Genomic DNA, 14,748 nt, shown 5'->3' with positions numbered 1-14,748 from the left:
TCGTCTCCTCAGTGCCCTGAATGCATATTTACAGGCTGGTCAGACATTGCTGGCATACTGCTTTCTGTTTTTTCAGGGTGGCGCATACGTTCCAGCGCGCCCGTAATATTGGCTTCGGAGTCAATGAGGAACAGGCCACTGACCACCACGGTATCGCCTTCATTCAGGCCGGAACCGATGCCGGACTGTTGCTGTGATTCATGCAGAACGTGGATCTGTTTCGGCACAAACTTGCCTTCATCATCAACAGTAATCACGCGCTGTTCTTTGCCGGTATCGATAACGGCCTGGCTTGGTATCAGCAGCATCTCCTGGCTCTTGGTATTCAGTTTCAGATAGGCATTCATGCCCGGCTTGAGAAACTCATCCTTATTAGAAACCTGGAGACGGACCTGAAGCGTACGGGTTGTCTGATCCACGCTGGGAAGAATGTTCCATTTTTCGACATGGAATGTTTTATCCGGATAAGCCGGTACCGAAATTTCAAACTGCGACGTATCTTTCAGCAGATATGCGATAGATTCTGGCACTGCAGCGCTGATCCAGACCGGGTCCATCCCCTGAATCTGAGCCACTACTTTATCTTTCGAAATATTCATGCCGGTGCGCAGGTCAAACGCAGTAATGACACCATCAATAGGTGCTTTAATGGTAAAACGGGTCTGGATTGTGCGGGTTGAACGCAGCCTTTGAATATCCTCTTCCGGCATACCAGCCAGACGAAGTCGCTCCAGAACCCCTTTTATCTGGGTTGACGTACCGCCTGTACCGGATAACAGCAGGAACTCACTTTGTGCCTCAACCCATTCAGGAATGGTGATATCGATAAGCGGAGTGCCTTTCTTCACATGATCGCCAATCGTCAGGGGATACACTTTTTCGACGAAACCGTCAGAGCGCGCCTGCACAATGACAAACTGATACTCGTTGTAACTGACATTAGCCGGGATTGTCTGGGAATAATTCAGCATTCCTCGCGTGACTTTTTGCGTTTTTAATCCCAGATTCTGAACCTGCGTTGGATCGATACGGATCCCGCCACTGCTTTTATCGCCACTTTCATCAGCATATTTCGGCACCAGGTCCATATCCATAAAGGGAGATTTTCCGGGTTTATCAAATTTGGTATCCGGTTTCATCGGGTCATACCAGAAAAGTACCTTTCGCTCCGGTGCCTTTTGTTCGGTTTGTACTGTTTTTTGTGATGAGTTTACATACTGCCAGGCAGTAACCGATATCAGCCCCCCTGCTATGAGGCTGCTGATAATTATTGCAGCATATTTTATCTTTAAAGAAGCCATACAATTTCTCGCTGAAAAATCAAAACACCTGGCATATGCGCCCGATCATTCATTCACAGTAATCCCTTAATGAATGTTCAGGCGCACTGGATGTATTCGCTCCGGACTGATAATCAGGATTGCGTAACGTTAATGCTTTTGAGTAAGGAGATATTGCCCTGCTGAATAAACGAGAAATCGACATGGTTGCCGGTTTTCAGGGCATTGATAGCGTCGTCTGCATTAACAAAAGTGAAGCGCATGGTCATTGCAGGCCAGCCCACAGCAGGGATTGCTTCGTGCGAAATGGTAATCTTTTTACTATTCATATCAATGTCTTTAACGACACCGGTGCCCTTGATAACCTGCTGTACCGAAGCATCACTGGCAGCATTCATATCGCCATGCTGATGTGTTTCAGCATGAAGACCGGCAGAAAACATGACAGAGAAGGCACCAAATAAAACGGCTTTAAGTGAATTACGCATTTTTAATTTCCTGATTAATTAAATAAATTTACTCTACCCAACCGCCACCCAGCGCGGTAAACAGATTAATTTCGTTAACCTGTCGGGAATAGGTAAGATCGAGAATGGTTTGCTGCGTAGCGAAGAGGGAACGTTCTGCATCCAGCACTTCGATGTAACTGACAGCACCACTTGCATATAATCCTCTGGCACGCTGGAGAGTTATCTGAAGTGAATCAAGATAACGCTGCTGTGACTCAAGTTGCTGGCTAAGGCTGTCGCGCAGCGCAAGCGTGTCGGAAACATCCTTAAAGGCTGACTGAATTTTTTGTTCGTAATTAACCACCGATTGTTGCTGGCGAATTTCAGCCAGCTTCAGATTGGCTTTATTCCTGCCAGCATTAAAAATAGGAATTTCAATTTTAGGGATAAAATTCCACATTCCACTTCCTGACGTAAACAGGCTTGACAGCTCCGTACTGCTTGCGGAAAGACCACTGGTCAGGGTAATGGAGGGGAAAAAGGCCGCTCGCGCTGCGCCAATATTGGCATCAGCCGCTTTCAGCTGATATTCCGCTTCCATAATATCCGGTCGCTGCAGCAAAATTTGTGACGACAGATTTGGTGGCAATTTTACTGGTGCGATCTCCCCGCCTTTCATCCCTTTTTCTGACGGAAGTGCGCGGTACGTTCCCAGCACCAGTTGCAGGGCATTGTTTGCCTGAGCCAGATCGCCTTCTCGTTTGGCTATTTCGGCGCGGGTACTTTCGATTTGTCCTCTCGCCTGTTCAAGTGCCAGAACGTTCGTACTCCCGGTCACGAGCTGTTGCTCAACGAAAGCATAGGACTGTTCATAATTTTTCAGCGTTTCCCGCGCAATACGGAGTTGTTCGTACGCCAGTTGCTGGCTGAAATAGCTCTGTGAAACGCTGGAGACCAGCAGGATGTGTACGGCCCGACGGGCTTCTTCGCTGGCAAAGTAGTTCTGGCGGTCAGCATCACTCATGTTCTTAAGTTTGCCGAAAAAATCGAGCTCATAGCTGAGCTCCAGACCCGCGTCGTACTCCTGTGTGGTCGGCTTGTCACCTTTCAGACCACCGTTGTATGTGATCCCGGATGAGGCATTCAGCTGGGGATAACGATCTGCATCCGTGACGTTGAACTGGGCCCGGGCCTCTTCAACCTTCAGGGCAGCCATTCTCAAATCACGGTTATTATTCAGGGCTTCACCGATCAGCCTGCTGACCTGGGGATCGACAAAAAAGTTTCGCCAGCCCGTATCCTGATAGCTGTTTACCGCAGGCGTCAGACTGTTTTTAGACAATGAAAACTGCTGGGGAACCGGAGCTGGCGGACGCTGATATTCAGGTGCCAGAGAAACACAACCAGCCAGGATGAATATGGTACTGATGCTGAGTAATTTTAATTTGAACATAACGCTTCTCGTACAGGCAGACCTGGTAAATGGTTCAAACGAAATCCAGAGTATTGATAGGGATACTTTACCGAACGCTCTCTGTTTGCCGGGTGACAGGATAATGACAATGTTGTCATTTTTGCTGTAATCCGTTGATAACGATCGTGGGAGCAATAAAATGACATTAGCAGCCAGCCGGGGAGCAAGATGAAAATATTGATCGTCGAAGACGAAATTAAAACAGGTGAATATCTCAGCAAAGGGCTTACAGAGGCAGGGTTCGTAGTGGATCACGCTGATAATGGTCTTACCGGATATCATCTCGCCATGACAGCCGAGTATGATTTAGTCATTCTGGATATCATGCTACCTGATGTGAACGGCTGGGATATCATCCGCATGCTGCGCACTGCCGGAAAGGGTATGCCGGTCTTACTGCTGACAGCCCTCGGCACGATCGAACACAGGGTCAAAGGACTGGAACTGGGTGCGGACGATTATCTGGTTAAACCCTTTGCGTTTGCCGAACTGCTCGCCCGGGTGAGAACCCTTCTGAGGCGGGGAAACACGATGATCACGGAAAGCCAGTTTAAGGTGGCTGACCTCTCGATTGATCTCGTATCCAGAAAAGTCAGTCGCGCCGGAAACCGCATTGTGCTCACCAGTAAAGAGTTCAGCCTGCTGGAATTCTTCATTCGCCATCAGGGAGAGGTTCTTCCCCGCTCCCTGATTGCCTCTCAGGTCTGGGACATGAATTTTGACAGCGACACTAATGCGATCGATGTCGCAGTAAAGCGACTCCGCGCTAAAATAGACAACGATTACGGGACAAAGCTGATCCAGACAGTCCGGGGCGTGGGCTACATGCTGGAGGTCCCGGATGCATAGCAAACCTTCCAGACGCCCTTTCTCACTCGCTCTGCGGCTGACCTTTTTTATCAGCCTGTCCACGATACTGGCTTTTATCGCCTTCACCTGGTTTATGCTGCATTCTGTTGAAAATCATTTTGCCGAGCAGGATGTCAGCGATCTTCAACAAATCAGCACCACACTGAACCGTATACTGCAGTCCCCGGTGGATCCGGATGATAAAAAAATAAGCAAAATAAAGGAATCAATTGCCAGCTACCGCAACGTTGCCCTTTTGCTCCTCAATCCCAGGGGTGAAGTGCTCTTTAGCTCAGCTCAGGGGGCGGCACTACGCCCGGCAGTGAATTCAGCAGATTTTAGCGAGCACAGCCGCGCACGGGATGTCTTTCTCTGGACGGTGGAGGATCCTGCGGGACCGATGGATACCGGGTCCGAAATGAAGATGGAAACATACAGGATTATCGCCTCCTCTGGTCAGGCGATATTTCAGGGCAAACAGCAGAACTATGTCATGCTGACTGGCCTATCCATTAATTTCCATCTCCATTACCTCGATGCGCTGAAAAAGAACCTGATTGCGATTGCCGTCGTGATAAGCCTGTTGATTGTTCTGATCATTCGAATCGCTGTCCGTCAGGGGCACCTGCCCCTTCGTAATGTCAGCAATGCCATTAAAAACATCACCTCCGAGAATCTTGATGCGCGACTGGAACCGACACGCGTTCCCATTGAGCTGGAGCAACTGGTTATCTCGTTCAATCATATGATTGGAAAGATTGAGGATGTCTTTACCCGCCAGGCCAATTTCTCTGCCGATATCGCGCATGAGATCAGAACGCCCATCACCAATCTGGTGACGCAGACTGAAATCGCACTGAGTCAGGATCGAACACAGAGGGAACTTGAGGATGTCCTCTATTCCAGTCTTGAAGAGTATAACCGGATGACCAAAATGGTCAGCGATATGCTGTTCCTGGCACAGGCAGATAATAATCAGCTGATACCTGACAGGGTCATGTTTGACCTCAGAGCGGAAGTCATGAAAGTCTTCGAGTTTTTCGAAGCCTGGGCCGAAGAACGCAATATCACGCTCAAATTTAACGGGATGCCCTGCCTGGTTGAGGGAGATCCACAAATGTTCAGAAGGGCGATCAATAATCTGTTATCCAATGCCCTGCGTTATACCCCGGAGGGACAGGCAATCACCGTCTCAATAAGAGAGCAGGAGAGCTTTTTTGACCTTGTGATTGAAAATCCGGGGAAACCGATCCCTGAAGAACATTTATCAAGGCTGTTTGACCGTTTTTATCGGGTGGATCCATCCAGACAACGAAAAGGAGAAGGCAGCGGCATCGGCCTTGCGATTGTGAAGTCAATCGTGGAAGCACATCACGGAAGAGTGCAGGTGGAATCAGACGTACGCTCCACGCGTTTTATCTTATCCGTGCCCAGACTGGAGAAAATGATCCCGGAAACCCAATGCTGAAAATAAAGATGTAAATGACAAAGATGTCATTAGCCTGTCATGCAGCAAACAGAAGCCATTCGATATAATTAGTGCAACTTATCAGGAAGGCTGGATTGCTTCATCAATACCCGGCGTCAGAGTACGCCAGGAAATGAATATCCAGCCCTCTTCCGGAGAAATAAACGCTGCCGAACTTGTTTCAGTTATGGAACTGAAAACACCGGTTGTACTTCCCCGGACATCACTAATTCAGAAATGGAGAGTTATCATGAAAAATATCGTATTAGCATCTTTGCTGGGCTTTGGTTTAATTTCATCGGCCTGGGCCACTGAAACCGTGAATATCCATGATCGCGTCAACAATGCACAGGCTCCTGCTCACCAGATGCAGTCTGCTGCGGCTCCTGTCGGGATCCAGGGGACTGCTCCTCGTATGACCGGTATGGACCAGCATGAACAGGCCATTATTGCTCATGAGACCATGACGAACGGCTCGGCGGATGCGCACCAGAAAATGGTGGAAAGTCATCAGAAGATGATGGGAAATAACACGGTATCCACGACCGTCCCGTCAACGTCTTACGCGGCGATGAATGAGCATGAAAGAGCAGCGGTTGCCCATGAATTCATGAATAACGGGCAATCCGGCCCACATCAGGCCATGGCCGAAGCGCACCGCCGCATGATCAATGCAGGCTGAATGCGACGGTAGTATCCGTGCTGTTACCTTTTCCCTGATAGATTTTCCTGAAACAACGTTGCTACATTTTTGCCCCCCGTCAGGGGGCTTTTTTGTCTGACTCAGCTACACTTAACCGGTACCTGTCTGAAAGGAATTATTATATGAAAATCAAAAACACCCTTTTTGTAATATTAATGTTATCCCTGCCAGCCATTTCTGCTGAACATTCGGAAATGAAAATGTCAGATATGCACTCATCGGCATCATCACAGGAATATATGGCTGGCATGAAAAATATGCATGAAAAAATGATGGCCGCCGTTAATGAATCCAATCCCGATAAGGCCTTTGCAAAAGGTATGATCGCACACCATGAAGGGGCAATCGCAATGGCTGAGACCGAGCTCAAATACGGAAAAGATCCCGAAATGAGAAAGCTTGCGCAGGACATCATTAAAGCTCAAAAAGGTGAAATTGAGCAGATGAATAAATGGCTTGACAGTCATAAATAATGAACACTGGAGTGTTGTCTTGCGCACCCTCTTAGGGTACCCCCGGACACGAAAATATATAGCACTTAACTAATTAAAAACCCGAATAATTTCGGGTTTTTAATGTAACTTTCTTTTCTGAACGGAAATAATAGTCATACAATTTAATTTTCTTGTAATTACTCCTACTTTTAATCAGGTACTGGACGATGGATAACGACTCCCGCCTGAGAGGGAAAATCCGTCTGGTTACCTGGCGCTATACTTAACCGATTGATCGACATGCTATGCTGGTTAAATATTAAAATCCTCCCCCATAAATCTGAACCACATGACAGGATTGATAGTCAGGCAGTATTTCACATTCATTGCTAAAAAAATAAAAATAAGCATGCATCTTCTCGAAGATTAATTATCTTCCATCTTGTAAAAAAGAATCAAATCCTCTAATAATATCTCGATTCCCGCTTTTTTTAATACATCTTTCCGCTCGGCATATATTTTCCTCAACATATCTTCAAACCCCTTGCCAAGATGAATTTGTTTATGGCAGTTGCAACATAGTGATATGATATTCTCTTCCACATCCAGTGAATTCTCAAAATAGTCTTGCTTTGACATCGGGACAATGTGATGAGGTTCTGTGTAATTTAGAGGAGAGTTTCGCCTTCTGAACGTTGGATGGTCGCAATTAATTTCACATTTATAATCAGCTTTGTTAAGCGCATTTTTTGAAACAGATTTACTTCTTGGGTATGAGAGTCCATTTTTGACTTCTATTGCAGCTTTCTTAGGTTTCGCTTTTTCGCTATACTCAAATGTCTGAGTAACGTCAAAGTGATTACTTTCTTCTAGAGCAGTGATCAAATCATTATCTGAGTAAAAATCAATGCTTGAGCTTTCGTTCGTACTAAAAAAATCTAGTTCTTTTATTGCCTGAACAAGTTCTTCACGGATAGTCCATAAATTTCGCTTTGGGTTTCCTTTAATTTCTCTACTTTTCATGACTGTAATGAATTTTGTCCCGGAAGCAATCTTTCCGACTCCTTTAACCTCGAATCGGCCAAGCTGCTTCTGAACTCTTCCACCCAACCCATTGATTACACCATTAGCACTCATACTGTGCAGGTCGTACTTCTTGCCGATATCGAAACATGTACAGGAATGGTCTGGCTCAATGAACCATTTTTTTAACGCTGCAATACTTTTGTCATCAAAAACTTTTTTATCCCTTAATAAAATCTTCCATTCTTCAACGCTAATATCTATATCACAGACGTATTCACCATCAATTACTTCACATATTTTTTCAATCATGTCCATAACTCTCTTGTAACACAGGCTTTGTAATAATGTAAAATCCGTTACACGGCGTTGTATGTAATGTCATTGTCTCTTGGACTCCTACAGTCTAAAACAACTTTGTGTTTTGTTGTCCAAAAACTTTTTGTTGCCGTGAGTTCTCACTGAGATAAATCTCGCCTTGAGCGTATCACATCTGCAGACTTCCTCTCAACCTTATGGACTTAACCCGGTCATTCTTCACGACAAAGAAAGTACGGCATTTTACATGACGAAGAGACGGTCTCAGCTTCACATGACCGGATAACGTTTTTAATGTACTTCATTATTACGGCACGGGTGTTCAACGAGTATTTTTAAATATTAATCATTTTGTTTAACGGGTGGATACCTACAAATTTTAACATTTACTAATCAAGATAGCAGTTATACGTACTTTCCCGGCAAAAATCCTGAGGTTTACAGATTCCCTCACCGTAACAGACCCGGTCATTCCCCTGGTCCTCCGGAGAGTCTGGTACGAGTGATAAACGTGAATTCCTGTACCTGAAGTTCAGCCGCTGGCAGATAAGTCGTGAACTATAATTACACTCAGTCAGATCCAAACACCTTTTCATCTGCATATATACTTTGTACATACCAGGAGATTACATGCAGGCACCCGGTATACCGGAGAATGAAGAACAGAGGCTGAAGTCCCTGTATATTACCGGCCTTCTTGATACCCGTGACGATGAGCGTTTTGAACGCCTGACGCGGCTGGCCCGCAAAGCCTTTCAGGTCCCGGTGGCTCTGATAAGCCTGCTGGATCGCGAGCGCCAGTGGCTCCTCGCCTGCCAGGGCGTCGGCGTGCGCGAAACTCCACGTGATATTTCGTTCTGCGGGCACGCCATTCTGCAGGAAGGGCCTTTTATCATTCACGATGCGGCTGCCGATGCGCGATTTCACGATAATCCCCTGGTTACCGGTGAGCCACACATCCGGTTCTACGCCGGCCAGCCGGTGAGCCTGCCGGACGGCACGGTGGCCGGCACGCTGTGCCTGATCCACACCGTTCCCCGCGCCTTCACGGATGAGGACATTGCGTCCCTCCGGGACCTGGCCTGTATCGTGGAGGACGAATTCGAGGCCATCAGCATGGCCATGACGGACAGCCTGACGGGCATTCCCAACCGGCGCGGGTTTTACCGCGCCGGCGAAAAACTCTTCCGCGCAATGAACCGGCAGGATGCGTCGTTCAGCCTCATCTATTTCGATCTGGACAGGTTCAAACCGGTTAACGATCTCTGGGGACACGCTGAGGGTGACGAGGTGCTGAAGATCTTTGCCGGCTTTTTACATCAGCACCTCGAACCGGGCGAAATAGCAGGCCGCCTCGGCGGGGATGAGTTTGCCGCCCTGATCCGGCGAAACGGTAACACTCAGTCTTATCTGCACGCGCTGAGTGCCAGTCTCGATCATTACAATGACACCTCGGGCAAGCCCTACAACATCAATTATTCCTTTGGCGAACTGATCAATAACGCAGACCATTATACGACACTGGCGGAGATGATCGGTAAATGTGACGAAGTGATGTACCTGAAGAAAAAAAGAAAGACCCTGTCGCGGAAAACAGAAACGTGACGCTATCCTTCCCGGCTGATCCCCTGACCCTGGGTTCAGCAGGACGACAGGATTAATATATTTAACCTCATGACATATAAATCCATTTATATTTGCTCATGGTGCAATAATTCCCTTATCGCAATAATCACCCTTTTTTTATGAATATGCTGCAATAATCCTTCTTCAGTTCTCCTCAGATCCGAAAATTGTTAGTTCCGGATCTTTGCGAACCCCACCGGCGCACAGCGGCCCGGCAACACAAGCACAAGATGTAGTGGTGTTTTCAGATGACAGTGACGCTATATGTTGTATTCCGCACCCTATTCGTGACCTGCTGCTCAACGGCCGATATTGCCGCTTTGCTTTTTCCCAGACAGTGGCACACTTCCGGAAAGTTGTTATACGCAAAAAAATCGGATCTGCCGGAAACGGCCATCCGGTAATTTAGCCGCGTGACTGTTTTATGCCTTGTCATGTGCTGATTTCTTCCTTTGTGTACAAAATGAATCATAATGTATACATTTATTGTTATAGCGGTAAATCAGGTTTCATGTTTACTTCAAAGACCATTTACCAGCCCTGAATACGTTTTGCATAAGGAAGGAGTCATGGCGAAGATCCAGGCCAGAAATGTTGACGATGCGCTGTTTGCACGCATTGAGCAGTCAGCGATGAAAAATGAACGCTCGATGGAGGGGGAGATCCGCCTGGCACTTGCCGCGACTTATCCGCCTCCCGAGCAGATTGCCCGCCGGCTTTCTCTACGGGAATCCTGGCTGAAGGAAACCGGACAACGGTTTCTCACCCTGCTGGAAAAACTTCAGGCGGACAATTATTTCCAGGAGTACTCCCGTGACAACCGGACCGGGGTGCCGGAGCTGGTCCGGGCTGCTCGTCTCCTGCAAGTCTCTCCGGGGCTGCTTATGGATATCAGCGAGGGACGTCAGGAGCTGTCTGTCGCACTGGCAGAGACCATCGCCGTGCGCTTTGATGCCAGTGCCGACTGGTTGCTGACAGGCTGTGGCAGACCTTTCCCGGTTCGCTCTCTCGGCGATAACTACCACGACTTCTTCCTGCCGCAGGAGGACATGACAGGCTGGCGCTTTGATCTGATGCGGATCTGCGGCGGGCGCCATGATGCCACCCTGCTGTGTCTGCGTCAGTCACCGGACGGCCATTTTTCCCTGGGGGCTGTCAGTGCCGAGTTTGTACTGGGGGACGGCATGGGCGGAACCGGAAGAGGTAAACTGCAGGACTTCCTCATTTTTATCAAAACATCGTGTTCATCACTGCGTCTCGACGCCTATGAGTTTGAGGATGGTGAGGGACTGGAAAGCGGCTGGGACGCCGCCGGGCAACATCATCCGGTCTGGTTCCAGCGCCTCATACGCCGTTCCCCATCTCGCTGGCTAATCGATATGCTCCGTGGTGAAAGCCCGGCCTGGATGACCGATTTCGGTTATGAGCTGAAAGAAATCGCGGCCATTCCGTTTCCCGGAACCGTGCCAGACAAAGGAGAAACGGTTTGACCAATGTACAGGCAGATATTCAGGTTGATGCCGGGAACAATGCCTGGCTGCTGACGCTTCCTGAGGTCCGCATCGAAGGGGAGTTATTTGAGGAGTGTACTGTCGTCGCCCTCCGGACTCTGAAAGATTCCTGGTACCACCCTGACGGGGAGAATTATTCCGGTCCCCGTACGCTGGCCGGCCGCGAATGTCAGATAAGTCTTTTCTGGAATGGCGGAGGATGGGGGAAGGAGCAGACGTTTGTTGCCCGCTATACGTCAGATCTCTGGGATCGCACCCCGGAACTGGATCTCACTGGACCGGATTTCATACTGGAAAAGGTAATAAAGGGACGAGGTGTTGGCTCATGGGTAATGCAGCAGCTTATCTGCTGGGCAAGAACTCTGCCGGCAGAGACTCCAGTCAAGAGTATATGGATTTCCCCTAACGATGAAGTAAATCCGGAAAACATGACAAGGCGGGACAGCCTGTGGCACGGAGTTGGTTTTCGTTTCCGGGAAGGTGGGCGACAGTCTCTGCCATTGCGTGTGAGTGACCTTCAGCTGCCTAAAGGTCGTCACTCGCCCCTGACGGCCGTCCCTGTACACAAGGGGGTGGGCGAGCTGGTCTGTGTCAGAAATGAGCAAAACCGGGAGCTTAAGAGACTGAAAGAGATTAGGTTACACCAGGCAGAACGTATTAAGTTTCTGACAGAACGACAGTGGGATGTGCTGCTGATTAAAGGCGTTTCTGCGGTTATCCTGTCACCCATCTGGATACCTTGCTGGTTATTCGAGAGATTATCAGGACGAAATAAACATGGTTGAAGGCTTTTCTGAATGGTTGCCGGTGATCTCAACTCTGGCGGGTGGGGTACTGGCCTTCGGCGCTGCACTTGTGGTGAATAAGGTAAATCATCGTTATGCACTTGAGCGTGAAGCCCGGGCTGCTGCAGAGCGGCAACGCCATGAGATGAAAGTTGCCCAGGATAAGCTTGAAAGGGAACGATATTTTATTTCCACTGAGCTTATTTTTCAGCTTGAACGCTTTGGGGAGGACTGCGTAGCGGCTGCCTGGGATTATGGTGAAAAGGAGGATGAAAGCGGCATCGCTTCGGCTGACAGCGATATACCCTCTATCAGTTTCTCAGCTATTACGGGGGACTGGAGGGCTCTTCCGCCACCCCTTATGTTCCGTATTCGTGAACTGGACGTACAACTGGCAGAATCGCGTAACGCCCTCAGTATCGAGCGTGAAAATGATGCAGAACCTTATTTGACCGAGTTTTTTTTCTGGCGTCGTCGTTATGCAACCAGACTGGGAATTAAGGCTTTTCTGTTGGCGGCAAAACTAAGAAAACTTAACGGTATGCCTGAAATGAAAGGTACCAGAAGTCACTGGTTTGCACCACGAAACTTGTGGAAGCAGTACTGCGAACAAAGAGAAATCCTTCGTCACCGTAATCAAAGTGGGCTAGTGCTTGCCGTATGCATAATTGCGAAAATACATGAAAAAAATGAGAAGGACATGACTTAGCATTTTGTCCTTGCTCCACCGATAGAGAATAAAGACTTATGACGGGCCTCATTAACCAGCCTCAACATTATTCAGCACCACATTTGCCGGTGTCCATCGATTACCCTGCCGCCCTCGCCCTGCGCCAGATGGCACTAATTCAGGATGAGCTACCTAAATACCTGCTGGCGCCGGAAGTCAGCGCCCTGCTCCATTATGTGCCCGATTTGCACCGCAAGATGCTGCTGGCAACCCTCTGGAACACCGGCGCGCGTATCAACGAGGCGCTGGCGCTGACCCGGGGGGATTTTTCGCTGGCGCCGCCGTATCCGTTCGTACAGCTGGCCACGCTCAAGCAGCGCACCGAGAAAGCGGCCAGGACGGCAGGTCGTGCCCCCGCAGGCAGTCAGATCCATCGTCTGGTTCCGCTTTCCGATCACCACTACGTCAGCCAGCTGCAGATGATGGTGGCCACCCTGAAAATTCCGCTGGAAAGACGTAACAAGCGCTCCGGCAGAATGGAGAAGGCTCGTATCTGGGAGATAACAGACCGTACCGTCCGCACCTGGCTTAGTGAAGCGGTGGAAGCCGCAGCGGCCGACGGGGTGAAGTTCTCAGTCCCGGTGACCCCCCATACGTTCCGTCACTCCTACGCGATGCACATGCTGTACGCCGGCATACCACTGAAGGTTTTGCAGAGCCTGATTGGCCACAAATCAATCAGCTCGACGGAGGTCTATACGAAGGTGTTTGCGCTCGATGTCGCGGCGCGCCATCGTGTGCAGTTCGCCATGCCAGAAGCCGATGCGGTAGCGCTGATGAAACAACCCACGGGAATATCTGCGGCAGCGGGCCAGTAATGGGTTAAGTGATAACAGGTGTCTGGAAATATAGGGGCAAATCCACCTGTTTGAATCGCCACGGGTTTAACAGACACCCCAGAGTCATTTAAGATGACTTAAAGAGAGGTGCCCATGAGCGGTAAGCGTTATCCTGAAGAGTTTAAAATTGAAGCAGTCAAACAGGTTGTTGATCGTGGTCATTCTGTTTCCAGCGTTGCAACTCGTCTCGATATCACCACCCACAGCCTTTACGCCTGGATAAAGAAGTACGGTCCGGATTCTTCCACTAATAATGAACAGTCAGATGCTCAGGCCGAGATCCGCCGACTCCAGAAGGAGTTAAAGCGGGTTACTGACGAACGGGATATATTAAAAAAAGCCGCGGCGTACTTCGCAAAGCTGTCCGACTGAGGTACGCCTTTATCCGTGACAACAATCGTTGCTGGCCTGTCCGTCTGCTCTGCCAGGTGCTGGATGTGCATCCGAGTGGGTTTTACGCCTGGCTTAAGCAGCCACATTCACGACGGTTTCATGCTGACCTGAAGCTGACGGGACATATTAAGCAGTTCTGGCTGGAGTCGGGCTGTGTTTATGGCTATCGCAAGATCTATCTCGATCTGCGGGATTCCGGGCAACAATGCGGTGTAAACAAAGTCTGGCGGTTGATGCAACGTGTGGGGATAAAGGCTCAGGTCGGATACCGAAGTCCACGGGCGCGTAAAGGTGAAGCCAGTATTGTGACGCCCAACAAGCTCCAGCGGCAGTTCAACCCGGAAGCACCGGATGAACGTTGGGTTACGGACATAACCTACATCCGAACCCACGAAGGCTGGTTGTATCTGGCCGTGGTGGTTGACCTGTTCTCCCGAAAAGTTATCGGCTGGTCAATGCAACCCCGAATGACAAAAGAGATTGTCCTGAACGCATTACTTATGGCGGTGTGGAGGCGTAATCCTCAAAAGCAGGTACTGGTTCACTCTGATCAGGGCAGTCAGTACACGAGCCATGAGTGGCAGTCGTTCCTGAAATCACACGCTCTGGAAGGCAGCATGAGCCGTCGCGGAAACTGCCACGACAATGCGGTTGCGGAAAGCTTTTTCCAGCTACTGAAGCGCGAACGGATTAAGAAAAAGATCTACGGAACTAGAGACGAAGCCAGAAGCGATATTTTTGATTACATCGAAATGTTTTATAACAGTAAGCGTCGGCATGGTTCGAGCGAGCAGATGCCACCAGTTGAATATGAAAACCTATATTATCAACGACTCAGAAGTGTCTAGGTTATCCGTGGCGATTCA

At 48.9% G+C, this 14,748-nt stretch carries 14 protein-coding genes; 10 read left to right on the top strand and 4 right to left on the bottom strand.

Annotated elements, in window-relative coordinates:
- Positions 1-8: 8 nt before the first annotated feature.
- The 3 genes from silB to silC form a co-directional block, all read right to left on the bottom strand.
- Positions 9-1,301 (bottom strand): Cu(+)/Ag(+) efflux RND transporter periplasmic adaptor subunit SilB, encoded by a 1,293-nt coding sequence (gene silB / locus F8562_RS25180; protein WP_004098959.1) that lies wholly within the window; start codon positions 1,299-1,301, stop codon positions 9-11.
- Positions 1,302-1,414: 113 nt separating this feature from the next.
- On the bottom strand, positions 1,415-1,768 hold the full coding sequence (gene cusF / locus F8562_RS25175) for a cation efflux system protein CusF (protein ID WP_001246153.1): 354 nt from the start codon (positions 1,766-1,768) through the stop codon (positions 1,415-1,417).
- A 28-nt stretch (positions 1,769-1,796) separates the two neighbouring features.
- A complete protein-coding gene (gene silC / locus F8562_RS25170; protein ID WP_023292107.1) occupies positions 1,797-3,182 on the bottom strand; it encodes a Cu(+)/Ag(+) efflux RND transporter outer membrane channel SilC in 1,386 nt (461 codons plus the stop codon).
- Between the two features lie 189 nt (positions 3,183-3,371).
- On the opposite strand from silC, the gene silR reads away from it, so the two are divergent.
- The 4 genes from silR to F8562_RS25150 all read left to right on the top strand — a co-directional run bounded on the left by silR (position 3,372) and on the right by F8562_RS25150 (position 6,696).
- Positions 3,372-4,052: a copper/silver response regulator transcription factor SilR gene (silR, locus tag F8562_RS25165; RefSeq protein WP_000697969.1), complete on the top strand. Its 681-nt coding sequence runs from the start codon at positions 3,372-3,374 to the stop codon at positions 4,050-4,052.
- A complete protein-coding gene (gene silS, locus F8562_RS25160) occupies positions 4,045-5,520 on the top strand; it encodes a copper/silver sensor histidine kinase SilS (protein ID WP_000555737.1) in 1,476 nt (491 codons plus the stop codon). Before silR ends, silS begins: the two co-directional genes overlap by 8 nt.
- A 250-nt stretch (positions 5,521-5,770) precedes the next feature.
- Positions 5,771-6,202, top strand: coding sequence for a silver-binding protein SilE (gene silE, locus F8562_RS25155; protein WP_000790483.1), 432 nt, complete (start codon positions 5,771-5,773; stop codon positions 6,200-6,202).
- A 143-nt stretch (positions 6,203-6,345) separates the two neighbouring features.
- Complete coding sequence (locus F8562_RS25150) at positions 6,346-6,696, top strand: DUF305 domain-containing protein (RefSeq protein WP_000694953.1); 351 nt, start codon at positions 6,346-6,348, stop codon at positions 6,694-6,696.
- A 387-nt stretch (positions 6,697-7,083) separates the two neighbouring features.
- Here F8562_RS25150 and F8562_RS25145 read toward each other — a convergent pair whose 3' ends face one another.
- On the bottom strand, positions 7,084-7,992 hold the full coding sequence (locus F8562_RS25145; protein ID WP_004098969.1) for an HNH endonuclease: 909 nt from the start codon (positions 7,990-7,992) through the stop codon (positions 7,084-7,086).
- A 636-nt stretch (positions 7,993-8,628) separates the two neighbouring features.
- On the opposite strand from F8562_RS25145, the gene F8562_RS25140 reads away from it, so the two are divergent.
- The 6 genes from F8562_RS25140 (at position 8,629) to F8562_RS25110 (ending at position 14,730) form a co-directional block, all read left to right on the top strand.
- A complete protein-coding gene (locus F8562_RS25140) occupies positions 8,629-9,603 on the top strand; it encodes a sensor domain-containing diguanylate cyclase (protein ID WP_004098971.1) in 975 nt (324 codons plus the stop codon).
- Between the two features lie 590 nt (positions 9,604-10,193).
- A complete protein-coding gene (locus F8562_RS25130; protein WP_004206601.1) occupies positions 10,194-11,114 on the top strand; it encodes a FitA-like ribbon-helix-helix domain-containing protein in 921 nt (306 codons plus the stop codon).
- Positions 11,111-11,920, top strand: a complete 810-nt coding sequence (locus F8562_RS25125; RefSeq protein WP_004206600.1) for a hypothetical protein — start codon at positions 11,111-11,113, stop codon at positions 11,918-11,920. Before F8562_RS25130 ends, F8562_RS25125 begins: the two co-directional genes overlap by 4 nt.
- A complete protein-coding gene (locus tag F8562_RS29575; protein ID WP_004206599.1) occupies positions 11,913-12,629 on the top strand; it encodes a hypothetical protein in 717 nt (238 codons plus the stop codon). The genes F8562_RS25125 and F8562_RS29575 overlap by 8 nt, the downstream gene beginning before the upstream one ends.
- 38 nt (positions 12,630-12,667) lie before the next feature.
- Entirely contained in the window at positions 12,668-13,468 is an 801-nt protein-coding gene (locus F8562_RS25115) for a site-specific integrase (protein WP_049594000.1), read from the top strand.
- Positions 13,469-13,582: 114 nt separating this feature from the next.
- A protein-coding gene (locus F8562_RS25110; protein ID WP_094909581.1) for an IS3 family transposase occupies positions 13,583-14,730 on the top strand; the annotation gives its coding sequence in 2 pieces (ribosomal slippage) (positions 13,583-13,820 and positions 13,820-14,730; 1,149 coding nt in all).
- Positions 14,731-14,748: the final 18 nt, after the last annotated feature.

The sequence above is a fragment of the Klebsiella sp. RCJ4 genome (assembly GCF_009025755.1).
Taxonomy (GTDB): Bacteria; Pseudomonadota; Gammaproteobacteria; order Enterobacterales; family Enterobacteriaceae; genus Klebsiella; species Klebsiella michiganensis.
The sequence above is the reverse complement of the archived record's forward strand: the minus strand, read 5'-3'. Positions and strand labels throughout refer to the sequence as shown.